Annotated in this window: 27 protein-coding genes and 1 pseudogene; 13 read left to right on the forward strand and 15 right to left on the reverse strand. The window is 70.2% G+C overall.

The features are described from left to right. Nucleotides 1-69: 69 nt before the first annotated feature. Nucleotides 70-648 carry a hypothetical protein gene (locus tag ACFWUQ_RS08920; protein WP_384534900.1) on the reverse strand — a complete coding sequence of 193 codons (579 nt, stop codon included), beginning with the start codon at nucleotides 646-648 and terminating at the stop codon, nucleotides 70-72. 111 nt (nucleotides 649-759) lie between these two features. Here ACFWUQ_RS08920 and ACFWUQ_RS08925 point away from each other — a divergent pair, with 111 nt between their 5' ends. Further along, nucleotides 760-1,392 carry a hypothetical protein gene (locus ACFWUQ_RS08925; RefSeq protein WP_384534902.1) on the forward strand — a complete coding sequence of 211 codons (633 nt, stop codon included), beginning with the start codon at nucleotides 760-762 and terminating at the stop codon, nucleotides 1,390-1,392. Nucleotides 1,393-1,493: 101 nt separating this feature from the next. Here ACFWUQ_RS08925 and ACFWUQ_RS08930 read toward each other — a convergent pair whose 3' ends face one another. Beyond that, complete coding sequence (locus ACFWUQ_RS08930) at nucleotides 1,494-1,862, reverse strand: hypothetical protein (RefSeq protein WP_384534905.1); 369 nt, start codon at nucleotides 1,860-1,862, stop codon at nucleotides 1,494-1,496. A gap of 215 nt (nucleotides 1,863-2,077) precedes the next feature. On the opposite strand from ACFWUQ_RS08930, the gene ACFWUQ_RS08935 reads away from it, so the two are divergent. The 3 genes from ACFWUQ_RS08935 to ACFWUQ_RS08945 are packed head-to-tail and all read left to right on the forward strand — an operon-like array spanning nucleotide 2,078 to nucleotide 5,675. Then, nucleotides 2,078-2,539, forward strand: a complete 462-nt coding sequence (locus ACFWUQ_RS08935; RefSeq protein ID WP_384534907.1) for a hypothetical protein — start codon at nucleotides 2,078-2,080, stop codon at nucleotides 2,537-2,539. Further along, nucleotides 2,536-4,710 (forward strand): ATP/GTP-binding protein, encoded by a 2,175-nt coding sequence (locus ACFWUQ_RS08940; protein WP_384534909.1) that lies wholly within the window; start codon nucleotides 2,536-2,538, stop codon nucleotides 4,708-4,710. Before ACFWUQ_RS08935 ends, ACFWUQ_RS08940 begins: the two co-directional genes overlap by 4 nt. Nucleotides 4,711-4,727: 17 nt before the next feature. Next, complete coding sequence (locus tag ACFWUQ_RS08945) at nucleotides 4,728-5,675, forward strand: replication-relaxation family protein (RefSeq protein WP_384534912.1); 948 nt, start codon at nucleotides 4,728-4,730, stop codon at nucleotides 5,673-5,675. A gap of 143 nt (nucleotides 5,676-5,818) precedes the next feature. On the opposite strand, the gene ACFWUQ_RS08950 is transcribed toward ACFWUQ_RS08945, so the two are convergent. Beyond that, a complete protein-coding gene (locus ACFWUQ_RS08950) occupies nucleotides 5,819-6,187 on the reverse strand; it encodes a hypothetical protein (protein ID WP_214936829.1) in 369 nt (122 codons plus the stop codon). A gap of 8 nt (nucleotides 6,188-6,195) precedes the next feature. After that, on the reverse strand, nucleotides 6,196-6,453 hold the full coding sequence (locus ACFWUQ_RS08955; protein WP_384534914.1) for a hypothetical protein: 258 nt from the start codon (nucleotides 6,451-6,453) through the stop codon (nucleotides 6,196-6,198). A 409-nt stretch (nucleotides 6,454-6,862) separates the two neighbouring features. On the opposite strand from ACFWUQ_RS08955, the gene ACFWUQ_RS08960 reads away from it, so the two are divergent. Together ACFWUQ_RS08960 and ACFWUQ_RS08965 are read left to right on the forward strand one after the other, a co-directional pair. After that, nucleotides 6,863-7,315 carry a hypothetical protein gene (locus ACFWUQ_RS08960; RefSeq protein WP_384534917.1) on the forward strand — a complete coding sequence of 151 codons (453 nt, stop codon included), beginning with the start codon at nucleotides 6,863-6,865 and terminating at the stop codon, nucleotides 7,313-7,315. Between the two features lie 7 nt (nucleotides 7,316-7,322). Continuing rightward, nucleotides 7,323-8,189, forward strand: a complete 867-nt coding sequence (locus ACFWUQ_RS08965; RefSeq protein WP_384534920.1) for a pentapeptide repeat-containing protein — start codon at nucleotides 7,323-7,325, stop codon at nucleotides 8,187-8,189. 77 nt (nucleotides 8,190-8,266) lie between these two features. Here the strand turns inward: ACFWUQ_RS08965 and ACFWUQ_RS08970 are convergent, their stop codons facing one another. Further along, entirely contained in the window at nucleotides 8,267-9,127 is an 861-nt protein-coding gene (locus tag ACFWUQ_RS08970) for an alpha/beta fold hydrolase (protein ID WP_384534921.1), read from the reverse strand. A 239-nt stretch (nucleotides 9,128-9,366) separates the two neighbouring features. On the opposite strand from ACFWUQ_RS08970, the pseudogene ACFWUQ_RS08975 reads away from it, so the two are divergent. Next, a pseudogene (locus ACFWUQ_RS08975) lies at nucleotides 9,367-10,710 on the forward strand (PHP domain-containing protein); the annotation flags it as partial. Here ACFWUQ_RS08975 and ACFWUQ_RS08980 read toward each other — a convergent pair. Continuing rightward, complete coding sequence (locus ACFWUQ_RS08980; protein WP_384534924.1) at nucleotides 10,692-10,919, reverse strand: hypothetical protein; 228 nt, start codon at nucleotides 10,917-10,919, stop codon at nucleotides 10,692-10,694. The pseudogene ACFWUQ_RS08975 and the gene ACFWUQ_RS08980 overlap by 19 nt on opposite strands. A 73-nt stretch (nucleotides 10,920-10,992) precedes the next feature. Here ACFWUQ_RS08980 and ACFWUQ_RS08985 point away from each other — a divergent pair, with 73 nt between their 5' ends. The 3 genes from ACFWUQ_RS08985 to ACFWUQ_RS08995 all read left to right on the forward strand — a co-directional run bounded on the left by ACFWUQ_RS08985 (nucleotide 10,993) and on the right by ACFWUQ_RS08995 (nucleotide 13,484). Beyond that, complete coding sequence (locus tag ACFWUQ_RS08985; RefSeq protein ID WP_384535041.1) at nucleotides 10,993-11,835, forward strand: Ku protein; 843 nt, start codon at nucleotides 10,993-10,995, stop codon at nucleotides 11,833-11,835. Between the two features lie 210 nt (nucleotides 11,836-12,045). Next, a complete protein-coding gene (locus ACFWUQ_RS08990) occupies nucleotides 12,046-12,927 on the forward strand; it encodes a DUF6192 family protein (RefSeq protein ID WP_384534926.1) in 882 nt (293 codons plus the stop codon). Between the two features lie 143 nt (nucleotides 12,928-13,070). Next, nucleotides 13,071-13,484 (forward strand): hypothetical protein, encoded by a 414-nt coding sequence (locus ACFWUQ_RS08995; RefSeq protein ID WP_384534928.1) that lies wholly within the window; start codon nucleotides 13,071-13,073, stop codon nucleotides 13,482-13,484. 165 nt (nucleotides 13,485-13,649) lie between these two features. Here ACFWUQ_RS08995 and ACFWUQ_RS09000 read toward each other — a convergent pair whose 3' ends face one another. The 7 genes from ACFWUQ_RS09000 to ACFWUQ_RS09030 form a co-directional block, all read right to left on the reverse strand. Further along, nucleotides 13,650-13,937, reverse strand: a complete 288-nt coding sequence (locus ACFWUQ_RS09000) for a hypothetical protein (protein ID WP_384534930.1) — start codon at nucleotides 13,935-13,937, stop codon at nucleotides 13,650-13,652. 71 nt (nucleotides 13,938-14,008) lie between these two features. Further along, nucleotides 14,009-14,188, reverse strand: coding sequence for a hypothetical protein (locus ACFWUQ_RS09005; RefSeq protein WP_384534933.1), 180 nt, complete (start codon nucleotides 14,186-14,188; stop codon nucleotides 14,009-14,011). 256 nt (nucleotides 14,189-14,444) lie between these two features. Beyond that, a complete protein-coding gene (locus tag ACFWUQ_RS09010; protein ID WP_384534936.1) occupies nucleotides 14,445-15,680 on the reverse strand; it encodes a hypothetical protein in 1,236 nt (411 codons plus the stop codon). A gap of 98 nt (nucleotides 15,681-15,778) precedes the next feature. Then, nucleotides 15,779-16,348, reverse strand: coding sequence for a GNAT family N-acetyltransferase (locus ACFWUQ_RS09015; RefSeq protein ID WP_384534938.1), 570 nt, complete (start codon nucleotides 16,346-16,348; stop codon nucleotides 15,779-15,781). 106 nt (nucleotides 16,349-16,454) lie between these two features. Beyond that, on the reverse strand, nucleotides 16,455-17,498 hold the full coding sequence (locus tag ACFWUQ_RS09020; RefSeq protein WP_384534940.1) for a fatty acid desaturase: 1,044 nt from the start codon (nucleotides 17,496-17,498) through the stop codon (nucleotides 16,455-16,457). 168 nt (nucleotides 17,499-17,666) lie between these two features. After that, nucleotides 17,667-18,572 (reverse strand): hypothetical protein, encoded by a 906-nt coding sequence (locus ACFWUQ_RS09025; protein WP_384534941.1) that lies wholly within the window; start codon nucleotides 18,570-18,572, stop codon nucleotides 17,667-17,669. A gap of 132 nt (nucleotides 18,573-18,704) precedes the next feature. Further along, nucleotides 18,705-19,463, reverse strand: a complete 759-nt coding sequence (locus ACFWUQ_RS09030; RefSeq protein ID WP_384534943.1) for a GntR family transcriptional regulator — start codon at nucleotides 19,461-19,463, stop codon at nucleotides 18,705-18,707. Nucleotides 19,464-19,608: 145 nt separating this feature from the next. Here ACFWUQ_RS09030 and ACFWUQ_RS09035 point away from each other — a divergent pair, with 145 nt between their 5' ends. Genes ACFWUQ_RS09035 through ACFWUQ_RS09045 form a run of 3 tightly spaced genes read left to right on the forward strand, consistent with a single transcriptional unit; the run spans nucleotide 19,609 to nucleotide 21,085 of the window. Continuing rightward, the gene (locus ACFWUQ_RS09035) at nucleotides 19,609-19,860 is read left to right on the forward strand and encodes a hypothetical protein (protein WP_384534946.1); all 252 of its coding nucleotides are present in this window, start codon (nucleotides 19,609-19,611) and stop codon (nucleotides 19,858-19,860) included. Beyond that, the gene (dapF, locus tag ACFWUQ_RS09040) at nucleotides 19,857-20,870 is read left to right on the forward strand and encodes a diaminopimelate epimerase (RefSeq protein ID WP_384534949.1); all 1,014 of its coding nucleotides are present in this window, start codon (nucleotides 19,857-19,859) and stop codon (nucleotides 20,868-20,870) included. Before ACFWUQ_RS09035 ends, dapF begins: the two co-directional genes overlap by 4 nt. Continuing rightward, a complete protein-coding gene (locus tag ACFWUQ_RS09045) occupies nucleotides 20,867-21,085 on the forward strand; it encodes a hypothetical protein (RefSeq protein WP_384534951.1) in 219 nt (72 codons plus the stop codon). Before dapF ends, ACFWUQ_RS09045 begins: the two co-directional genes overlap by 4 nt. Before the next feature lie 202 nt (nucleotides 21,086-21,287). Here the strand turns inward: ACFWUQ_RS09045 and ACFWUQ_RS09050 are convergent, their stop codons facing one another. Next, nucleotides 21,288-21,710: a MarR family transcriptional regulator gene (locus tag ACFWUQ_RS09050; RefSeq protein ID WP_384534954.1), complete on the reverse strand. Its 423-nt coding sequence runs from the start codon at nucleotides 21,708-21,710 to the stop codon at nucleotides 21,288-21,290. Continuing rightward, a complete protein-coding gene (locus ACFWUQ_RS09055; protein WP_384534957.1) occupies nucleotides 21,707-22,261 on the reverse strand; it encodes a MarR family transcriptional regulator in 555 nt (184 codons plus the stop codon). Before ACFWUQ_RS09055 ends, ACFWUQ_RS09050 begins: the two co-directional genes overlap by 4 nt. Nucleotides 22,262-23,427 lie beyond the last annotated feature (1,166 nt).

Genomic DNA, 23,427 nt, shown 5'->3' on the forward strand with positions numbered 1-23,427 from the left:
CCCGCCCCGGACGTCCTCGGGGCGGGCGCAGGCTGGCGCGGTCAGCGCTGGACACGGCCTCAGTACGGGTCAGTGCGGTAGTCGGCCGTCCGCGGCCTGCTCGCGGTACTTGCGTTCCCGTCGTTTGCGCAGCAGTTGCCAGGGGCGGGGGTGGTAGTCGAGGTCGCGGCGGGCCGCCTCCAGAAAGACGTGCTGCGCCGTGGTGCACTCGTCGTGGGCAGCGAGGTACTCGGATTCGGGCAGGGTGTGGCGGGTGCCGGTCCGGTAGAAGCGGGGGATGGAGGCGACCAGGTGCTCGGCGGCTGCGAGCACCGGTGTCGGGGCGGACAGCCGGACGCCGAGCAGCGCGGCGTGCACTTCGATCTGGGCGTGGGTGTAGTGCCGCCACGCCTGCTCGCGCAGGTGGTTGCGGCGGGAGCGTAATCGGGGGCGGCGGATGGCGGATATGGCTGCGGCGTCACGGCGGCGGTAGTAGTAGAGGATCTGGGCGTCGACGGCGTGGACGACGGCATCGAGGAACCGGCGGTAGCTCTGGGCGCGGTCCTCGGCACTGCCGACGCGAACGACGCCGACGGGACGGTAGCGGCCGAGGGCGGCTCTTGTGATGGTGCCGGCGGCACGGACGACGGCGGGGGTGAGAGGGTCCATCCCGACGTTCTACAGCCGGGGCCCGACCTGCCTGGTGGTTTCGGAGACATCGCCGAGAGATGGCTGATCATCATCTCGCGCTGCTCGTCGCCGACCCGTCACAGTGGCGCGATGGATGCAGGACTTGCCGCCGTGCTCGGCGCCACGGTCGGAGCCCTCGGCACCGGAGCGACCGGACTGGCCGCGGCTCTCCTGAGCCGCAACACAGCTCGACACCAGGTCAAGGCCGAGAGCATGCGGGCCCTGCGGGACTCGCGCAGGGCCACCTACCTCGCCTTCGCCGAGACGCACGAGCGCTACCTGGACCTGTTGTCCACCACGCTGACGCCCCTCGGTCGCGTCGAGCGCTTTCCGGACCAGCGTGAAGAGTGGATCGAGAAGGCACACAAGCGCTGGGACCAGGCACTGAAGTACCGGCAGAATGAAGTCCAGAAGATCCGTGTCGTCTTATCCCTGGACGCCACCCGCCCGGTGGCCGATGCCGCGCTCGAAGTGACAGAGAAGTGCACCCTTCTCAGCGGCGCGACCCGCCACGCCATCGAGGCCCTCAAGGGCCAGGCCTTGGACACCGGCCCCCTCACGCCGCCGCTGCCGGGCTACATCGAGCTACTGGTGGACGCTGGACTGGACCCCGCGGCGCCCGACCTCCACGTTCTCCAAAGCCGCGCGCAGGACGCGTACAAAGCGTTCCTACGGACTGCGGCCGACGCCGTCGGGGAGAACGGGCTCCTCCCCTCAGGCTGACGGCAAGCACGGTTCAGCCCTGGCGGCGTCGCTGACGGGGATGTGGACACCGCCCAGGGGCCCGGCCTTGCAGCCCTCGCCGTGCCCCAAGGCCGGCGCGATCAGCGCTGGATGGTCACGCAGGGCCGCTCGCTGCGGTGCTCGAACCGCGAACAGATCCGGTCTCCGTGCCGGTAGGACTTGTTCACCGGCCAGGCGACGACCTCGAATTTGTGCCCGCCGTACTCCACCGACTCGGTGGCCTTCCAGGCCCCCACGGTCTGGATGCGCTTGCCGCCCCGGAGCAGGAAGGTCTCGGCCCGGGCGCCTGGGTACCAGCCGTCCAGGGTGGCCCGTACTTCCTTCACCTTCAGGCCTTCGCCGATCACGCCGACGCCCACCGGGCCTTTGCCTGCCCCGCCGCTCGCGAACGCCGGAGCCGTCCCGGCCAGCACCAGCGCGGCGGCAGTCATGTAGATCGCTTTCCTCATGACGCGATCAACGGCGCCTACACCGTGAAGGGCACTGGCCAGTCTCGGCCGAACCCGCCAGCCGCCCTCAATCGTCAAGGGATGGCAAAGCATTGGGGCGCGGTGTCTGGATCGGCCGCGAATTCTTACTTGGTCCAGGTGAAGGGCTTCTTCCACCACCCTGGAGGCACCGTGCACCACTCCGCCCCGTCCCGGCCGACCTCGGTCCGGTCGACATGAGCCTTCCGGACCTGCCGGTTGACGAGCTCCTCGCCCAGCTCCAGGCGGTCCTGAGCGCGGCCGCGCCGTACCTCGTCGCCCTCGGCGTTCTCGGGGCGGCGGTCTGGGTGTGGTGGACGATCCGGCGCGCTGCGCTCGTCCGGGAAGCGTTGGCCGACCGGGTCCAGGTCGAGGTGATCCCGACCAGCACGTTCGACCCTGGTGAAGGTGAAGTCGGCCGCTGGGCCCGCCAGCTCGGGCGCGTGCACTACGCCGCCGATGGGGTCCCGGCTCGCGGATCGGCGGTGCGCCTGCGGTACACCGCGGTGGAGGGAAAGATGCGCTGCTACATCGAGGGCCCGGCCGCTGCGGCCGCGATCCTGAACATGCCCGGCTTCGCCGAGGTCGAGGTCCGCACTCAGCACGGCCAGGCCGATATCCGACCCGTCCGCTTCAACGGCCCGGGAGGAACGCCGTGACCTCCGTCATCTCCCTCGCCAAGTCGGCGCAGGTGACCACCGCCCCGGTGAGCGCGCGCCGGTACGTGCAGCGTGCCGAGCTCACCCTGGGCCTGCCCGACTACAAGGCCCTGGCCTCCCTTGGCCTGAGCCCCGACCCGCTCCAGCAGCTGGCCGCGGCCATGGCCTCCGTGCGTACTGAGGACGGGGAGAATGCGGAGGCGGTCTTCGACCTGGTCCCCGTGTCCGAGCAGCGCCTGGCCCGACGCCGGCGCCGCCTGATGGCGCGGGCCGCCCGCCGGGGCCCGTCCGCGTACGGCGAGCGCCTCACTGGCGGCCTCGGCGGAGGCGGCTTCTGGGGTTCGGCGACCTCCGCTTGGTCCGGCGGTGCCGGCGCTTCCAACCGCTCCGAGCGGATCCCGCGGCAGACCGACCTGCGCGACGGCGTCGGCAAGCTCGAACCCGCCGCCGGGGCGGTGTTCGCCGTGCAGATCCTGCTGCGCACCGAGGCTGCCCACCCGCAGCTGGCCCTGGCCCGGATGCACCAGCTGATCGCCGCGCTGTCGATGACCTCGGGGGAGAACTACCTCAAGGCATACCGGCCCCGCCGTTGGGCCATCGGCAAGTTCGAGCGCCGGTTCGCGAGCGGGGAGTTCGCCCCGCGTCGCCGGCAGTGGCTGACGGTGCCCGAGCTGGCCGGATGGCTCAAGCCGCCGACGGTGAAGTGCACTGCCTCCAGCGTGGTCCGCACCGGGGGCCTGGTCCCGCCGGCCCCGGCCGACCTCCCCGTCTACACCGGTCAGCACGACCTGATCCCGCTCGGCGCCGTGGTCTACCCGGACGGCCGCGAGCGGATCGCCGGCGCCCGGGTGCAGGACCTCCTCTTCGGCCTCCAGCTCGGAAAGTCCGGCCACGGCAAGACCGAAGAGGCCTTGGTCCAGTGCATCGCGATGGCCCACTCCGGCTACGGCTGCTGGTTCCTCGACCCGCACGGCGAGGGCTGGGCCCGCGCGAAGCCCTATCTCGCGCACCCGGAGATCCTCGACCGGCTCTGGGAGATCAACCTCGCCAAGGCCGACCCGGACCAGCCCGTCGTCTCCTGGAACCCCCTGTCGATGGAGGGCCGCACCCTCTCCGACGTCCAGGACATCGTCCGCTCCGTCACCGAGGGCATCGCCGCGGCGCAGGACTGGGGCGACAACGCGCCCCGCGCCCGGACCATCCTGGCCCGCGCCTCCCAGGCGCTGGCCCTGCTCAACCTCCAGGCCGTCCAGGCCGGGCACCCCGAGGCGCAGTGCACCCTCTTCCAGCTGCGCACCTGGCTCACCGACGAGGACTGGCGCGAGGGGCTCCTGCGCAAGCTCCCGGACCGCGTCCGCGCGTACTGGGAGACCACCTTCCCCAAGCTGGGCCCGGACGCGGTGCCGACCGTCACCTACGCCATCGACCGCCTCGACACCAGCCAGAGCCTCCAGGGCTTCTTCGGCAGCCCCCGCTCCGCGTACGACGTCCGGCACGCCATGGACACCGGCAAGGTCGTCTTCGTCTGCCCGTCCGGCAGCGAGAGCGACGCCCTGGTCAGCTGCCTGCTCATCCACGACCTGCACCGCGCTGGCCTCTCCCGGCAGGACACCCCGCGCGAGCAGCGGAAGACCTTCTGGGCGTGGGGTGACGAGCTCACCGCCCTCGACTCCTCCAGCAAGGGGTTCCTCGCCGCCATCGCCGAGCAGCTGCGCAAGTACGAGGTCCGCTTCATCGGCATGACGCAGATGGTGCTCCGGCTCTCCGCCATCACCCGCCAGGCCCTCCTGCAAAACCAGTCCTGGCTGTCGACCTGCGCCGCGGACTACGACGAGGCGGCCTTCGTCGCCAAGCGGTGGAACGGCCACGTGTCCCCGGAGACGATCACCGAGCTGCCGAAGTACCACTACGTGATGTCCGTGAACCTCAACGGCGCCCGGACCACGCCCTTCCGGGTCCGCGGCCTGCCCGTGGACGAGGTCTTCGCGCACTACGACAACCCGGCCGGCGTCCCCGCCCTCGACCAGGCGATCGACAGCAACCTCAACCGCCGCCCCCTCGGCGACATCCTCGCCGACCTGGAAGAGCTCGACGCCGTCGTCCTCGCCCACCACACCGGCCGGCGCCCCGGCGGCCCGAGCGCCGGCGACCCCACCAGCGTCATCGACTAGAAGAAGGGGAGCACCCCATGCCCTACCCGCACTCCGCCCCCACCGGGCTGGGCCAGGTCGCCCAGCAGGCCGCCCAGGTCCTCTACCAGCACCGTCTCGTCTCCACGATGCAGCTTCACCGGCTCGTCACCCCGCACCACACCCGCTCCGAGTTCCTGCGCCGCCAGCTTCACACCCTGCGCCAGGCCGGATTCGCCGAGGCCGTAGGACGGCGCAGCGCCGGCCAGACCCAGCTGCTGTGGTGGCTGACGGAGAAGGGGGCGCAGTCCGTCGAGGCCGTGGGCCTGCTCCAGCCGCGCGCGTACCGGATGAGCCAGGAGGCCGCGCTCGGCCCGCTCCAAGAGCACACCCTCGCGGTCGTCGAGACCGGAGCGGCGTTCGTCGAGCACGCGCGCCGCCTCGGCCACGAGTGCGGTCCCCTGGACTGGTCGCCCGAGATCGCCCACTACTACCGCGACGAAGCCCGACCCGGGGAGGAGCTGTGCCTCGTCCCGGACGCCGTCCTCAACTACGTCCACAGCGTGGGCAAGCAGCGCACCCTGCTCACGTTCTTCGTGGAGGTCGACCGCACCCAGATGACGATCGCTCGCCTCGCGCAGAAACTGCACGCGTACGCCGCCTACCACGAGTACGCGCCCCAGCCCCAGACGGCCAAGGGAACCCGCGGGCCCCGGCGCCAGGCCGCGATGCCGGCCTGGCGATACCGGTACCCGGTCTTCCCCCGGCTCCTGCTCGTGCTGACGGGAGCCTCTGAGGACCGCCTCGCCCGCCGGATCGCCGACCTGCGCAGTCTCGCCGCCAGCGACCCCGCACTCGCCTCCACCGCACTGCGGGCCGGCGTCACCACCCTCGACCAGCTCCGCACCCGCGGCCCCTTCGAACCGATCTTCACCCCAGTTCTCGGGGCTGCCGACATCTTCGACGCGTGGCTCCGCTCCGCCACCGCCTCCTCCGCCGCCGCCTGACTGCGGGCGGCGGTGTGACGGCCGTACGAACACGTCGGGCCGACAGGCGGCCTGGGCTCACAGCACGATCGAGTCCCGAAGTATGCCGCTGGGGTTCGATCGGGGCAGTCGTGAAAGTCCGGCAGGTCAGAGCAGTCGGGGGTTCAGGAGTTGAGGTCCAGGACGCGGACAGGCTCTCCCTCCCACCGTTTGGGGGCGGTGGTGGCGACGATGGCGCCGTCGGGCCGGTCGGCTGTCGGCTGTGCAGCGTGCTGCGCGTGGGCCTGGGCCCAGGTTTCCTGCCGGGCGACGGCCAGGGCGGCGGGTAGGTCGAGGTCCAGGACGGTGATTCCAGGCAGGGCGGCCAGGTGCTCGGCGGTGCCGGGGCGTGTTCGGTCGGCTTCCACGAGGGCGCATGTGGGTGCGTAGAGGTACCAGCCGACTTCGGCATGGGCGCGATGGATCAGGCGGGAGGCGAGGACGTTCCCGGCGCCGGCGGCCGTCATCGCGGTCTCATCCAGGACGATGTGCATGTCGTCGGTCACGGGCGTTGCACCTGTGCAAGCCGGCGGTCCAGTTCGTCGTCCAGGTCGGCCTCCTCGGTGGCCGTGGGCGCGTAGCCGGTCCATGACTTCAGGGCGGCCTTCGCCCTCTCGGCCCGCTCCGCCCGTTCGGCGGGGGTCAGCATGGTGTCCGCAAGCCGAGCCAGGTAGGCGCGTAGGGACAAGCCCTCCTCGGCCGCCATAGCGGCCAACCGGTCGCGGGCTTCCTCGGGGATTCTCACATTGGCATCAGGCATCACAGTGCTCCTTCCCATAGGGTCAGGGTACGGGTACGTACCCGTACCCGCTACGCCGGTACGGATCGCCGGCCCGCCCATGTCGAGCGCGATCCGCCGGTGCTTGTCCCGGAGGTCGCCTGCACTCTCCTAGGGGTGCCGGTAAGAACCGTGTCACCGGCCGCAAACGACTTCCCGCCTACTCTGACGACTTGCGTAGGGCGGAGTAGCTCGCGCGAGGTGGTTGCCTCGGCGAGGGCGAGCCGACCGCTCTTAAGATTCGGCACGTGCCCAGCCGAATGGCGGCCTGGCGGGCCCGCATCTACTTGCCCAATGTCCGCCACAGGTATCGGTGGCCCTGGGAGCGCCACGCTCACCCGTGTGCCTTGATCCGAGTGCATGGAAGGGCACGGCTGCCGACAATTGACGCATGGCTATCTCCCGTAGAGAGCAGTCCGTTCCCGCCACGCTGTTCTCGAAAGACGGGCAGCTAGTCGGCGATGTAACTGCGTATCACGTGGACCAGACAGATCTTCCAGTCTTCGCCCAGGTCGAGGTGAAGCGGGGGCGCGAGCAGATCATCGTGCCCGTCCTGGACGGAGAAGTCGACGGCGGCAAACTGACCGTCCCATACGAGTATGAGCACATTCTGGACGCCCCCCGGGCTGGACTCGGGCATCTATCTGCGAGCGACCTGCGCGACACGATCGAGCATTACCGCTTGACCGATGTGGAGCCCAGCGCGCCGCCACCGGAACCACCCGATGTGCAGCCCAGCGCACCGCCGCTGGAACCACCCGGGGACCCCATTCACATCCCTCGCAGGCCTCCGCCCGCCATCATTCCCGCCTTTGTGATCGTGAGCAGGGACACGGAGGGTTAGAACAAGCATGCCGGACCCAGCGCAGGACTACAGCGGCCTGTGGAACGCCAATGACAAGATTCGAAGCGCAGCGAAGTGGCTCATTGCTAGCTCTGCGGCGGTGGGCGCCGCACTGCTGGCGGGAAGCCAGCTATCCAACATCGGCAAGCTTGCCCCGTCCGAAGGCCGGTTCTGGTGGGCTATCGCAGGCTCCGTGGTGGGACTGGTGGCGGTGCTTATCGCCATCTGGCTGGCCACCCGGATCCTGCTCCCGATCACTGTCACTATCGACCAGATGGTGCGCAAGTGGGACAACCCGACGCGGGACCTGAAGCCTGCGGTCAACTTCTTCATAAACGACACGAGCTACCTGCATGAGTACGGCAACTCGCCCCAGGGCCTGAAAGACGAACAGGAGAAGACCGAACGAGAACTCAAAATTGCGGGAAATCAAGGCGACCAATCCGCTGTCGATGCCGGTTTGATCGATCGGGCAGATCTCGCCGGTACAGTCCTCCAGTTTGAGCAGCTTGCCCAGCACAAGGTCTTGGAGGGCAGGTTCCGACGCACCCTCCGTTGGTTGATCCTCGTCACGGCACTGGCTGCGGCTGGGATTGTCGTCTTCGCCTGGGCCTCGAACCCCCCGGCCGCGCCGCCGCCAGTCGCGGTTCTCACGAACGCCAACCTCGCGCACGCCAACCTCCGAGACACGGATCTGGACAACGCAGTACTCGACCACGCCAACCTCACCGGTGCCGATCTGACCGGCGCCGACCTCAGGCATGCCTCACTCGTGGGTGTCACCTGGCACGACACCACCTGTCCGGACGGTACAAACAGTGACAGGGTCGGCGGCACCTGCGCTGGGCACCTCACTACGGAGGCTGAGAAGTGAGCTGCGCCGTCACAGACTGCCCGCTCGGTCTTGCAAGGCAACATGTCGGCGAGGGATCCCGGCGGAGCGAGGCAGCGTCAGCCGTTGAAGAAGTCGCCCAGGGTGGCGGAGAGCGGGCCGGGGGCTTCCTCGGCCACATGGTGGCCGGCGTCGATGCCGTGGCCCCGGACGTCGTCGGCCCAGTCGCGCCAGATGGTGCGCGGGTCGCCGTACAGGTCCTCCAGGTCGTCTCGTAGCGACCACAGGACCAGGACGGGGCAGTCGATCCGCGCGCCTCGGGCGCGGTCCGCCTCCTCGTGTTGGCGGTCCACGGTGAGCCCGGCGCGGTAGTCCTCCAGCATGGCGCGGACGACGTCTGGATTGCGGGTGGCGGTCCTCCACTCGTCGTGATTTTCCTGCCCCATGGCTTCGGGGTCGCCGCGGTACCAGGCGTCGGGATCGGCGTTGATGACGCGTTCGGGGATCTCCGGCTGGGCGAAGAAGAACCAGTGCCACCACGCGGTGGCGAACCGGGCATCCGCACGGGTCAGGTGCTCACTCAGGGGCAGGCCGTCCAGGAACGCCACCCGGGTCACCGCGGAGGGGTGGTCCAGCACCAGGCGGAGCGCCACGGCAACCCCCCGGTCGTGGCCGATGAGACCGAAGCGCTGGTGCCCGAGCGTCTGCATAACCTCGACCATGTCCTTGGCTACGGCGCGCTTGGAGTGCGGCACATGATCTGAAGCGGGCGCCGGGCCGCGGGAGCGCCCGTACCCGCGCAGGTCGGGGCAGACGACGCTGAAACCGCGCCGCACCAGGACGGGCGCGACCCGGTGCCAAGTCGCCGACGTGCGCGGGTGGCCATGCAACAACAGGAGAGGCGGGCCCTCGCCCCCGTACCGAACGAAGACGGACGCCTCACTGGTGCGCACCATCCTGGCGGCGAAGTCCTCGAACACGAAACGACCCTTTCGCTCCGGGGCCCGGTCCGCGCTACCCCACCGTCCCACCTGCCCATGAGGAGCCCCGGCACTCCGCCAACTGTCGAGCTCAGTCGCCAACTGTCGCGCTCAGTCACCGCAGGCGTCGCCTTCCTGCTTCCCAGTAACCGATTCGCGCCGTTCGAACTTAGTTCGATATCTTGGAGGGAGAGGTTCCAGCCATATCGGCTGAAACTGTTCATTCGCGGGAGGTGGGCATGCGTAACGGCTGTCACCTCCACGTGGCGAGCGGCTACTCGGCCCGCTACGGCGCCTCTCACCCACGCGACCTCGTGGCTCGGGCCGCCGAGCGCGGGATCGGGACGCTGGCGCTGACCGACCGGGACACCGTGACCGGCGCCGTCCGGTTCGCGAAGGCGGCCACCGCCGCCGGCGTTCGGCCCGCCTTCGGCGTCGACATCGCCGTCGCCCCCCACACCCCGGTCCGCCCGGGTGCCGCGGTCCGTCCCCGGACTCCAGTGCGTGGTGGCGCGCATGTGGTGGAGCCGGGGTTGCGGGTCACGCTGCTCGCGCGGGACGGTGCGGGGTGGGGGCGGATGTGCCGGCTGGTGTCGGCCGCGCACGCCGACGCGGCGCCGACGGGCGGGCCGCCGGTGGTGTCCTGGGAGACCCTCGGCCGGTACGCGGACCAGGACCTCACCGTGCTGCTGGGCCCGGTGTCGGAGCCGGTACGGGCGCTGGCGGCCGGGCGCCCGGACCTCGCCGAGAAGCTGCTGGGCCCGTGGCGCGAGATCGTGGGCGTGAACCTGCGGCTGGAGACGGTGTGGTGGGGGCTGCCCGGCACCGGGCCGGGATCGTTGCGGCTGGCCGCCCGGACCCTCGGGCTCGCCGACCAGCTCAGCATCCCCGCGGTACTGACGAACGCGGTGCGCTACGCCGACCCCGCCCAGCACCGGATCGCCGACGTCCTGGACGCCGGGCGGCTGCTGCGGCCGATCGACCGGCGCCGGCTCGACTGCGGCGCGCGCTGGCTCAAGGACTCCGCCGTCATGGAGGCGGCCGCCGAGCGGATCGCGCAGGCGTCCGGCGCCGGGCCGGCCCGCGCGGCCCAGCTCCTCGCCGAGACCGTCCGGACCGGCGAGGAGTGCGCCGTGGACCCGGTCGCCGACCTGGGGCTCGGGCGGCCGCACTTCCCCGAGCCCGAGGTCGTCGGCGCCGAGCCGGGGCCCGGCGGCGCGATGCGCCTGCTGCGGCAGCGGTGCGAGGCGGGCATGTTCGCCCGCGGCCTGGACGGGGACCGGCGCGCGGTGGAGCGGCTGGAGTACGAGCTCGGGGTGATCGGGAAGCTGGAGTACGAGCCGTACTTCCTCGCTGTCGCCCAGGTCGTCGCAGACGTCCGCGCGATGGGCATCCGGGTCGCGGCCCGCGGGTCGGGCGCCGGTTCGATGGTCAACCACAGCCTGTTCGTGGCGACCGCGAACCCCCTCGACCACGACCTGCTCTTCGAGCGGTTCCTGTCGGTGCGGCGGCGCTCGCTGCCGGACATCGACGTCGACGTGGAGTCCGCGCGCCGGCTGGAGGTCTACGACCGGATCATCGAGAGCAGATCCATCCCGTAGGAGCGGATCGTCGAGGGCGGCCGCGAACACGCTTGCAGCTCGGCGAAGAACGCCGAAACCGGCTCCACCACCTCCCCGGCGGCGTCCAGCAGGACGTACGGCTGGGCTGGGTCGGCCACCTCGACCAGGGCACCGGTCGGGGGCAGCACGAAGTTGATCAGATCCCGAGAGGGATCACCCGTCTCAAGCATGAACGGAAGCTAGCAGAAAGGCGCTCTGACCTGCGGCTATTCCTCAACCAATTCAGTCAACACCACCATTCCGATCAAGGTCTACCCCGCGACAGAGTCGCACGCCGTGTCCTTCCGGCAGATCCACGTCGCCGACGGCGGTCGGATCCGGAACAAGAAGATCTGCGAGCTCGACGGCCAGGAGCTGCGGCAGGACGAGATCGGGCGCGGTTACGAGACCGCGACCGGCACCATCATCCCGATCACCGACGCCGACCTCGATGCGATGCCCCTCCCCACCGCCAAGGCGATCGAGATCGTGACCTTCGTGCCGGCGGGGAGTATTGACCCGATCCAGATCGGCGCCTCCTACTTCGCCGCCGAGGGCGTCGCCGCGAAGCCGTACGAGCTCCTGCGGCAGGCCCTGCAGCGCAGCAGCAGGGTCGCTGTTGCGAAGTTCGCCCTGCGCGACCGCGAGCGCCTGGGCCTGCTACGCGTCCTCGACAAAGTGATCGTTTTGCACGGGCTTCGGTGGCCGGACGAGATCCGCTCCACCGCCCAGGTGCCGGTACCCGACGTGGCGGTCTCCGAGGAGGAGGTCGACGCTGCCCTCGACCTCGCCCAGACCCTGTCCGGCCTCGACATGAGCGAGCTCCGCGACGAGTACCGCGACGCCCTGGAGCAGGTCATCGCCGTCAAGGCCGCCGGCGAGCGCCCGGCGGCCGCCGCACCGGCCGAGCCCGCCTCCGCCGAGGTCGTCGACCTCATGGCCATGCTGGAGAAGTCGGTCACCGACGCCAAAGCAGCCCGCAACGCCAGCGGTGAGGACGCCACCATCCACGACCTCCCCACGACGACGAAGAAGGAGGAGGCCGCCCCCGCGAGGAAGACGACTGCCAGGAAGACCGCCACCCAGGGGAAGCCGCGAGCCTCCTGATCGGCGCGGTGGTGGTAAGGGCGTCGGCGAGCGGTGTCTACCGAAGCTCCGGAACCTCTCGGCGGCAGCCCTCTTGCGCAGTTCAGCTCAACCTGGTCCGCGACGAAGCGGCGATTCCCTCCGGTTCTACGCAAAGCGTCTTAGGTCGGGCTTATCTGCACTTGCAGGACTAAAATGGTCACACCTAGGGGGTTGCCTGAGGAGGTCTCGATGGCGCCGAGCCCGGCAGCGGAGATGGCGACCGAGAGCCCGTACGAGTGGGGCGACCTGGTCGAGGAAGGCCGTCGAGTGACGGGCTCCGAGACCTCGTCGCAGTTCAAATTGGGTGATCTGGGTCTGATCGTGGCACCCCTGCCTCCCAAGGGGACGCGGCTGCGGATGAAGGACTACAAGCTGCTCGCCGCGTTCGCCGAGGACATCGGACAGGATTCGAAGCGCTTCGAGGAGTACCGCGTGGTGGCGGGGGCGTGGCCGAAGGCGAAGCGGAATCGGAACGTCTGCTGGACCGTGCACAGCTACCTCGCGCGCCATCCGGACCGATTCATCATGATCAACAACCCCCCGCCCCTGCGGGGCAGCGGTGAGAAGCGGTGGACGTGCAACGCCGCCTTGCGGGTGCTGGGGTGGAAGACCTCGGGCGCCCCGGAGACCACCGAGGAGAAGCTGCGCCAAGTCGAAGAACTCCTTGACGACGAGCAAGTCGCCGCCGAGGCGGTCGAGCGGGTCATGCGCAGCGAAGCGGTCGTCAGGCGGGTCGCTGCAAAGCCCCACGTACGCGAGTCGTTCAACCGGGCGCAGACCGAGGAGATACGCACGGCGCACGCGGCGACCAGGGAACGGCCGGAGGTCCAGCGACTGGACGAGCAGGCGGAGGTTCTCACGGTGCTGGGGCTGTGCCAGTCCTTCGCGCACGGCATCGGCAGGACTCTCCCGGGACTGCACCTGGCCGAGCTCTCCGCCGACTCCAAGGACGCCATCCGGGACGGGTTGGAGCGCGTCTCGGCCGCGGTCGAGTGGACCGAGCACGTCCTGCAGACCGGAAGTACGGACATGGACGCCCAGCTACGACGATTGATCGCGGGAGAGATATGACCGGCGCACCACACATCCCCTGCTCCTCCCCGCGCGCACGGGGGAGCCGGGCCGCCACCCGTCAGATATTCACGGCTGGAGCGAAAAGGAGTCAGGCGCGCTAACGCCCCCACCCCTCCCAGCCAGGGCGCAAGGAGAGAAGCATGACCGCGCACCTGAAGCCCGAGGAGACCGCCCGGAGCGTCTTCGACGCGTTGCAACGGGCAGGGGCACGAGGCTTGACCCTGGGCGAATTGACAGATATGACCAGTCTGACGATTTACCAGGTCAGGCGGGGGCTGAGCTACCTACGGGAGACCCTTCCGGAGCTGAAGGGTGGCCACTCGGTGTACTCCTACGATCCGCACGGCCACCTCTACCGGACGGCCTTCCTCTCCGATGTGGTTGAGGCGTACGAGCTGATGCGGATCTCCGGGGAGTCTCGGCGGAGCTACCGGATCCTGACCGGCACGGTCATCCCTCACGCCCGGCACTCCAAGGCGAAGCAAATCAAGATCCTTCGCAGGCATCTGCAGCTCGTGGTGGAAGAGACCAACGACATCCTGGAGCCCAGCTGAGGCCGGCCGTACCCGCGGCCCCCGCCGTGCCGAGTGGGTGACGGGGCGGGGCGGTGCAAAGACGCGACGTCCGGCTCTGTTCCGGGCTGCCGAGTCTGCTCGCCGGCAGGTAGCCCCACCGCGTCCTGCTCGACGGGCCACAGTAGTCGACGGCGGCGCCGACCCCTACGGGTCGGTGCCGCGGTCATGCGGGTCGTGTCCGCGTGCGGCCAGGGTGGCGTCGATCTCCGTGAGGCGGGCCAGGAGGCGGACCCGCTCGGACAGCAGGGCTGCCGTGTCGGGACCGGTGCCGTCGCCCAGCGTCAGCTCGCCAGCTGCGAGCATGCCCGCGACCGCGGCGCGAGGGATGTCGCGGATCTCCAGGACGGTACCGTCCAGCGGGGCGAGGGCCGGGCGGGTGACAGAGCCGCCCTGTCCCCGAAAGCCGCCGGAGATCAGGACGATCCTGCTCACCCAGGTGCGGTGTGGCGTCCCGGTGGCGTCGCACAATCGGGCGGAGCAGCGCCTGAGCGGCTCGGACTGCATCAGATCTCCCGCTGGAACGCGATGGGCAGGCTGCTGGCGGGCCGGACGATGCTGCACGTCGCGCAGAGCACGGAGGAGGGCCCGGTCCGCGCTGGCCTCACGGCGGCCGCCTCCGTGTTGAGGGAGTCGTCGAAGGCCTGGAAGGGCGCCGCCGAGGGCTGGCTACGCGTCGTGGACACCGGCGACCCGCGCGAACATCCGCAGCTTCCGCCGCCGGGCTACGCACAGGTGCGGCAGGGGGCGGTCGCCCAGATGCCGTCGACCGACCCCCACCCCGCCGTGGTGATCGCCCGGACCCGCGCCGTACGTCAGGGTCGGACAGTCCCTAACCGGCCCAATGCCACCGAACTCGCCGACACACTGACCGTGAAACCGAATGGGACGCCGATCCATTCTGACAACCGGTGAGCGGCACGCCAGCCCCGCTGGGCACGCTCAGCCTCTGCGCTGCACCCATTTCATGAGCCGGGAGAGAGGGCCCCGAGGCGGCGGTAGGAGAGGGGTGGCAGGTGGTACATACGGTGCGTACGCGGGCCTGGGCGGCACGGGCAAGGGCTGCTGACCCTCCTCTTCCTTCTCCTCCGCCGCGTCTGCTGACGGAGGAGAAGTTTCGGCAGGCGGGGCAGAGGGGAGCGGGCTCGCCGAGGGCGCCTCTGCTGGTGGGGGCTGCTCGATCGCGTCGGCCACTGGCGCCGGTGGCGGGCGGTGCAGGGCTTCATAGCGTTCGCGTGCGAGCCTTCGGGCCGCTGCCCAGCGGGCGCCTTGGGACCGCTCCAGCCGTTCCATGACCTCGTGTGCCTCGCCCGGGTGGAATCCGGCACGGCCTCTGCGGAGCGTGGATAGGCCGATCGGTACGAGCCCCCACCAGTGGGCCCCCGGCAGCGGGCGAGGGCGGCTGATTCTCCAGTCGTTGCGGCGCCGGGCGACGTCGCCGCCCCAGTCCTCCCCGTCAGGCTTGGGTTCGTGGATGAACTCGTGGCCGCCGTAGGGGACGTAGACCGTCGCGCCGTTGACCCAGTAGACGGCGCCTCCGGCCTCGATGATCTGGAGTTGCTGCTGCGTGGGCCGCACTCGCATGTGCCGCACCGACGCGGTGGCGCCTGCGGGGCGTACGGCCTTGTCCCTGAGGCCCCCCTGCCGGAAGTGGTGCTCGTCTTCGGTGAAGAACCAGACGTGCGTGGCGCCAGAGCCGTAGCGGGCCCGGACAGCTTGCATGCGGCGCTGCACGGCGGGATCGTCCAGCGGGCCGTGGGGGCACTCGATCACGAGGACCTGGCCGCCGGCCGTGGCGACGATGACGGCCGGGGGCGAAGCCTCGCCGGGTGTCTGGGGCTCAGGGCATTCGATCAGGGTCTGCACACCAGGCCACGCCTTCGCCAGGTGGTCGCGGAGGTCGATGACGACCTGGAGGCCGGTCTCGATCTCTTTCTGCAGACCTGCCCGGGCCGGGCACCCGTCGGCCCCGGACCCGGAACTCTGGCTGTGGGAGAAGCGGGGAGCGTATGCGGAGTGGCTCCCGCTGCGACGGGAGAGACCGACAGGGTGCCCGCAGCTCATGCAGCGGTACCGTCCGGACGACAGGGGACCGGGTGCGAGATGGTCCGCGCTGGCCGGGTCCGGAGTCAGGGTCACGAGGTGCCCGGTGACGGTGTCTCGCGCGTGCAGGGTCATGCCATTGATGATCCACTCTCACACCCGGAGCGGTCAGCCGAATCCGAAGAGCCGGCGCCTGCCCGCGGGCAGGGGCGCCAGAGTTCAGGGCCGACGCGTCAACGGGGCCTGTACCCGTGAGCGGCGCCGGAGATGGCGGAGGGGGCCTTCCAGTGACGGGCGAGGAGTCCGAAGGTGTAGCTGTCGGTCCATTCGCCGCGGACCAGCACGGCTTCGATGCCATGTCCTTCGAGGCGGAATCCCGTGCGCTCCAGGACGCGGATGGAGGCGGTGTTGCGGGCGTCGCAGTAGGCCCCGAAACGGTGCAGGCCCTGGGCGACGAGATGACCCACGACGGCCTGGACGGCCTCGGTGGCGTAGCCGTGGCCGTGGTGGGCCGCAGCGAGGGTGAAGCCGATGTCGGCCTGCAGCCGGTTCTCGTGGAGGTTGACGCCGAGATCGCCGATCAGTCTGCCGTCGGCCTTCAGCTCGGTCGCGTACTGGAACCAGCCTGGGTTCTCGGGCTGGGCCTCGGCGTGTCTGCGGACGGTCTCGGCGGCCTCCGCCGGGGTGAGAGGCGAGGGCCAGACTTGGTAGCGGGCTATGTCCGGGTCGGACCGGTAGGCGCCGAGGGCTGGGGCGTCGTCGGGACGGAAACGTCGAAGCAGCAGGCGCGGAGTCTCGATCATCAGGTCAGCGTGCCACGCGGGTTGAGGGTGTGGGACAGGTGCCGTGAACTGCCGCGACCCCGCCTCCCGGGGTGTGCCGGGGGGCGGGGCCGTTGTGCGGTGCGGGCTATGCGCGGGGCGCGGGCTGGCGGCGGTTGTCGTAGGCCCGAACAGTCAGGGCGCGGTAGTGGCGGCGGGCGACGGAGCCCGGGCCGAGGAACAGGGCCCCCGGTGTGAAATGCGGGTCGGGCAGGTGCCGTTCGAGGGCGGGGAGGTAGTTCCATCGCACCCCGGGGTGTGCGGAGTGGGCGTAGTGGTGGAGGTCGCCGTAGGGGAGCCAGGTGGCGACGGCGAGCGCGGCCAACACACGGTTGTGCGGGTAGAGGCGCAGGCAGCGGCCGGCCTCGATCTCGGCGGCGGTGCCGGTGCGGTGCTCGGGGTTGAACCAGGTGTGTTCCACCAACAGGCTCCACCAGGCCAGCAGGGGGTAGAGCAGCAGGCGCGGGATGAGCACCCCGGTGAGGAGGGCCGCCCATCCGCCGGTCAGGTACGCGGCGGCGAGAACGGCAACCATCGCGGGGGCTGCGGCGTACCGGCCGGGCCGTGGGCGCAGGTTGGCGGCGAGGGTGGCGGCCGTGGCCCGGACGCCCCGGGCGGTGAGCGGGAACAACAGCGCGGCGGTGAAGCGGAGGCGTGCGACCCCCGGGCGCAGGCCGGCCTGGGCGAGCTCGGCGAGGTTGGGGTCGGTCGCCAGGGTGGCATTTGGGTGGTGGTCGCGGACATGGCGGCGGCGGCGTAACGCGACGGGGGCCAGGCCGAGGGGCAGGTGCGCGCCGAGCTCGGCCAGGACGTGGTTGGCGCGGCGGGTCCGGGCCAGCACCCCGTGCACGGCGTGGTGGCTGATCTCCTGAAGGTGGCGGAACTGGACGGCGACACCGGCCGCCGCGACCACGGCGCCCAGCAGGCCGTGCGCGGCGAGCAGCCAGTACCCGGCGATCTGCACCCACTGCCCGGCCACAAGAGCGGCCGGGGTCCAGTTGTTGGCCCGGGCGCGCTGGACGGCTATGAGCTGCGCCGCGTTCGCGGTACGCGGACGCCCCGGGCTGAAGTGGGCCCGGTCGGCCTGGCGCAGCAGGATTCCGGCTGTGAGCAGGGATAAGGCGAGCAGCATGCGGCGGTCCCGTGGTGAGCAGGGGGCGGGCATCTCCCACCCGATGATCACCCAAAGTACATCTAGTGCACTAGTTGTGACTCAGTTGGGGGCGGAATTCACACCGCGGAACGCGAAAGAGGCGGCCCACCGGTCAGGTGGGCCGCCTCTTTCGCGGTGGAAGGACTTCTACAAGCCGGCGACCGTTGTGCCGATGCGGTTCTCGTCCCAGGTTCCGGCGTCGAGCATCGGCCGGGCGGCAGCCTCGTACGCCTGCAGGACGCGGGGCGCGGAGTCGGCACCGTGGCCCCACACGCTCTCGAAGCGGCCGGCCCACCGGCCGACGCCCTTGAAGTACACGCTGGAGCGGCCGCGCTGGTAGTCGGCGTCACCCTGCTCCTCCTCGACCAGGGCGGCGGCCTGGGCGAAGATGACGACGTCGACGGCCTGGTCGGCGCGCAGCCGGTCGCGGACGGCGAGTCCGCAGGTGACGCCGAGGTCGCGGTGCTGGCCGATCAGGGCGAGCAGGGAAGCGGCGAACTCGTGCTTGGCGAGGTCGGCGGCGAAGACGATGAACAGGCGGTCGATGCGCCCGCCGGCTTCGGTGAACCGGCGCTGCGCGGCGATGTACTCGCGACGGCTGGTGAGCAGCGTCGGGTTGGTCGTCAGGTCGGCCGCCAGGATGCGCTGCGGCTGGGCCTGGGCCTCGGTGACCGTGTTCACCAGGAGGGTGGACAGGCGCGGGACCTCGGAGGCGTACACGCGCAGATGGCCGTCGGCGATCTCGCCGTAGTCGCTGATGAGTTCGGCTTCGAGCTGTGAGCGGACCCGGTCGTAGTACTGGACGTCATCCATGGCCTTGAGGTTAGTCACCCGGCGCAGCTGAATGTAGGTCCTGCGCGTCCAGTAGTGGCCGAAGGCCAGGATGAGGATGAGCACCGCCTGGACGACGAGCAGCACCTTCAGGTTGACCCGGTCCATGGCCCAGCCGACGACGGGGACGGCGAACCCGGCGATGGCCAGGACCGCGCCGAGGGCCGGCGAATTCAGTACGGCGGTGACCCTGCCGAGCGGACTCGGCTGTGCTGTGGACATCTGGTTCCTCCCCCTGGGCGGGCCCGGTCCGGGCCGCGGGTTTCATGATTCCCGAGGGGCCGGTGCGGCCTCAAGCGATCGGGGGATTCGCCGTGGTCATCGCCCAGTTCGAGGCACCCCGCGGGCACGGTTTCAGCCGGTGGGGGTGCCGCTCAAGGCGATGTCGTAGTCGATGTTCCACCGGTCGGCGGGGATGACCAGGTCGGCGGTCTCCACCGGGCGGTCGTCGCTGTCGAAGTAGGTCCGCTCGATCAGGGTCACGAGGGAGCCGGCGGCCACGCCGAGCTGCTGGGCCTGGTCGCGGTCGGCCTGGAGGGGCCGGGCCCGTTCCACGGCGCGGACCACGACGATGCCCAGGTGCGCCATCCGCTCTACAACGCTGCGGCCGGCGAAGGGGCCGCCGTCGGGCAGGACCACAGCGCTCTTGCCGGTGATGGCCATCGGCTCCCAGCTGACGCTGCTCATCGCGGGCCGGTGGTCCTCGTCGAGGAACTCGTACGCGGTGCGCACGCAGTGCTCACCCGGCTGGATCCCCAACCGGGCCGCGATGGCGTCGGGGGCAGGGACTTTGGCGGTGCTCTGGGCGTCCCAGGTGGAGATGCCGGCGGGGGCGAGCGGGGCGCTGGGGTAACCGGGCGCCGGGCAGCGCAGCATGCGCAGCCGCTCCTTGGGGGCGCGGACATAGGTGCCCGCCCCCGGGCGGCCTTCGAGCAGACCCTCGGTGATGAGGAGTTCCTGGGCGCGCCGGATCACGTTCTCACCGACCCGGTACGTCTCGCCGAGGAAGTCCCGGGAGGGGAGGCGGGAGCCGACGGGCCATTCGCCCTCGGCGATCAGCCTGCGGAAGATCTCGGCGACCAGCAGATAGGGGGCTCGGGTCTTGTCGGACATGGTCTCCCTTACCTGCCGCTGTGCTGACCATCGGTCAGCACGCTCTCCACTCGTACATGCGAATCGTTTGACAATCTAGTCCACTAGCTCAAAACTAGTTGACTAGAAGTGCATTAGGTAACTGACGGATGAGTCGGGGCGAGCGATGGACGAACTCTTAGGCGCCGCCGCAGCGGCCATAGCCGCACTCACCGAACTCACCGGCCACCCACCCGAAACCGCCGAGCAGGACGGCCTCCTGACCCTGAAGGCCGACCCCTCCCGCGTCCCGGCCGAACACTGGCACCGACTCGTCGCGGTCCTCGAAACCGGCACCTCCTACGGCATGACCACCACCGCCGCCGGCGCGAGCATCGTCTGGCTGCGCATCGAGCTGGGAGAGACCACCCGCCCATGAACATCCCGATCGGCATCCCCTTCGCCAAAGGCCACGGCACCGGCAACGACTTCCTCATCCTTGAGGACCCCGGCGACGCGCTCGACCTCACCCCCGCCGACACCATCCAGCTGTGCGACCGCCGCCGCGGGATAGGAGCCGACGGCGTACTGCGCCTGGTCCGCTGCACCGCCGCCCCGGAAGCCTTCGCCATGGCCGACCGGGCGGAATGGTTCATGGACTACCGCAACGCGGACGGCTCGCTCGGCGCGATGTGCGGCAACGGCGCCCGCGTCCTGGCCCGCTACCTCACCGCCACCGGACACCACCCCGGAGGCCCCCTCACCCTCGCCACCCGGGCCGGGGTACGCGAACTCCACGTACCCGCTGGAGAAGACACCCACCACGGCGACGTCAGCGTCACCATGGGCATCCCGGCCCTCCCCGGACCAGACCGGATCACCGTCACCGTCGGCACACGACGCTGGCCCGCCCTCCACGTCGACGTCGGCAACCCGCACGCCGTGGCCTTCGTGGACGACCTCGACCACGCCGGCACCCTCGCCACCGCCCCCGCCGTCACACCGCACAGCGCCTACCCGCACGGCACAACCGTCGAGTTCGTCCGCGACCTCGGCTCCCGCCACCTGGTGCTCCGCGTCCACGAACGCGGCGTCGGCGAAACCCCCTCCTGCGGAACAGGCGCCTGCGCCGCGGTCGCGGCAGCACTCCACCGCACGCCCCATCCGGGCGGTCCCGTCCGCTACACCGTCGATTCCCCCGGCGGCCGCCTCCTGGTCGACGTCGCCGCCGACGGGACCATGACACTCACCGGCCCGGCCTACCTCACCGCCCAGGGCACCGTCCGCCTCCACACCTCATGGCCCACGGCCGCCGCGCAAGGCGAAAGGGGGCTCCAGAGACCCGCCCACGGGGCTTCCACACCCGCCCTGCTGGCTCGGGCCGACCGCGGCCTCAACCGCCTCAGCGGCGAACACGGGCACCAGGGCAAGGCGGAGGCATACCGGTGAAGGGCGACGGACACGAGGCACACCCGCTGATCGGCTGCCTCGTTCGCGACATCGCCTCCGGCACCGAGGGCCGGCTGATGGCCGTAGTCCAAGAAGACCTCCCCACCCACACCGGCACCCCCCGCACGACCCGGCGCGCCTACATCCGCCCCACAGCCGGCGGAAGGGAGATCCCCACCGCCCTCGCCAACGTCGAACCCCTCGGCGCATCCTGAGCTCCCGTAGCCCCTTCATCGGCACTGGCTGACGAGGTTGATGAAGAACAGCAGCACGGCCAGCAGGGGGCCGATGCATGCCATACACGGCCGCAGCTGGCGTTGCGGTCGCTGACGCTCTGGAAGAGTTGCTGGACAAGGGCTGAGACGCACGAGAGGGGCGGAAGGTGTGAACCTTCCGCCCCTCTCAGGGTCGGGGCTTCTACGGCGCCGTCGGTACCGACTTGATGACGCGGCGTCGGCGGGCGTCGGCATTGCTCACCTTGCGCGGTGCCTGGGCTCGGGCATCTGGGGTGACCGGCGGGTCCGCGAGCGCTGCGGCCAGGAGCCGGCGCACGTCGGGGTTCATCGCGAAGAAGTACCGCGCGTTGATCCGGTAGTACCCCGTGACGTCGTCCCTCAGCAGCAGGCCAAGGAGCAGCAGCCTGCTGAGCGCGTCGTACACAGTGGAGTCGGAGCTGCCGCAGTCCTTGGCAACGGTCTCCACGGGGACCTCGATCGCGCTGAACAGGCCACCGTGTTCTTCTATCCAGGCCAGAACGCTGCGCTGGCCCGCGGAAAGGTTGAGCGAGTAGAGCGGGGGCGACGCCAGGTCCCGCTCGGGATCGAATGCCGGCATGGTCATCGGTTCGCCGCCTCTCCAGCAGCTCGTCGTGGCCTCGGTGTCATCGGCTCTGCTTGCGATTCAGCCGTCTTCACCGCGTCGGCCTTCGCCTTGGCGGCTCGGGCTCGGGTGATGGCCTTCTCATCCGGAGTGATGCGTGGCGGGTCGAGGCGCTTGATGGTCGTGGCCTGCGTGCTTCCCGCGCCTTCCCAGTATCGCCTAGGAGTCAGCTGGTAGGCGGACGCGCGCGGACTCGGCTTGAGTACCAGCTTCATCGCCACCAGCCTGGACAGGGCCTTCCGCGCCGTCGTCGCGTTGGTGTGGATGTCCGCCGCGAGGTCGTCCGGAGTGACCTTGACGAAAGTGTGCGCCGCATCGTGCTCCCGGAGCCAGTCGAGGGCCGCCCACTCCGAGGCCTTCAGGTCCAGGGAGTACAGGGGAACCTCGTCGCCCTTGGACTGCAGGGTGTAGCCGCTTCCATCGAGTTGGTGCGGGATCCGCTCCTTCGGCTCCACCACCTCGCCGGTGTCCTGGTCAACCAGGGCCAGACGGCGCCTGCGTGTCGGTGGCATGTCGCTCCCATCGCCCCCTAAGAGGCACTTTTTTGCCGGTTAGCTCCGACCAACAGCCTGTCGAGCCGCAAACCTACAGGACAGACTCCGAAGAACGCCCTCTTACGCGCGTGCGCCTCAGGGATGTGTCCCACCTTCCTCCTCACTCCTTCGCTAAGCGGCGGTTTCTTGCCGCTTAGCTCCGAACGACGCCCTCTTCGCGAGCTGCCGAGACCGGTCGACCCCCGACCCTCGCCCATCCGCCTCCCCGGGCCCAGCCAGGCTTCCGGCGCGCAGAGGTCTTGCTAAGCGGCGCTTTTTCGCCTCTTAGCTCCGGAGAACAGCCCTCAAGCTGATGAATCCGCAGGTCACCTCCCGGGGGACTGTCTCTTCTCTCCCGGCCCTCCGTGCGCGTGTCGAGCTCGTCTGCAGGGCATCCATCCCTAAGCGGCAATTTTTCGCCCGTGGAGCGGCACTTTTTCGCCGGTTAGCTGCACGTTTCCGCAGGTCAGGGGCATCTTCTCCTTCTGTCTTCAAACGCGCGCGCGTTTACCACAACCTCAGCCGCCACGGGGTTCACCACGCACAACCGGCGTGTCGAGGCACCACCTTGACGACCCCTCAACCAGCTCAGCCGCAGGTCCGTGTATGGAGAACAAAAACCGCTAGCTCCCAGAATTTCCGGCCGGTCGACGGGACTTGATGCCGAAGCCGGACTGACGTCCGTCTCGGCGTGCACCGCCCAAGGGCGGTCAAAAGAGCCTCCGGCGGGCCACCCTGCGGAGGAGGGGGACCGAACACCAGGTCGGTGGGTGGTTTGGGGTCCGCGGGGGGTTCCTCGTTGGACGGCCCTCCGCACCATGCCCTACGACCGCCCGGGGGCGCGGCGAAAAGCGTGCCGCACCCCCGAACGGCCGCAGGGCCCACCGTGAGTGCCGCCCAACGAGGAACCCCCCGCTCGGGAGGAAGAATGGGCGAGGCAGGGGGAGCGAGGTCCCAGCTCTGCGCGCTGGGACACGGAGTGAAAGCCCCCCGCTTCGCGGGCGGCCGGCTGAGCCCGGCGCCAACAAGCAACGCCAGCCACCTGCGGCCCGTCGGGCGATACGCCTGGGCAAGGAGGCGCGAGGGGAGGCGAGCCCGGGCGCCCGTGCTATCCGTCTCCACGGTGTACGACGCGCTCAGCAGGC

It is taken from the genome of Streptomyces sp. NPDC058662 (assembly GCF_042716255.1).
GTDB lineage: Bacteria > Actinomycetota > Actinomycetes > Streptomycetales > Streptomycetaceae > Streptomyces.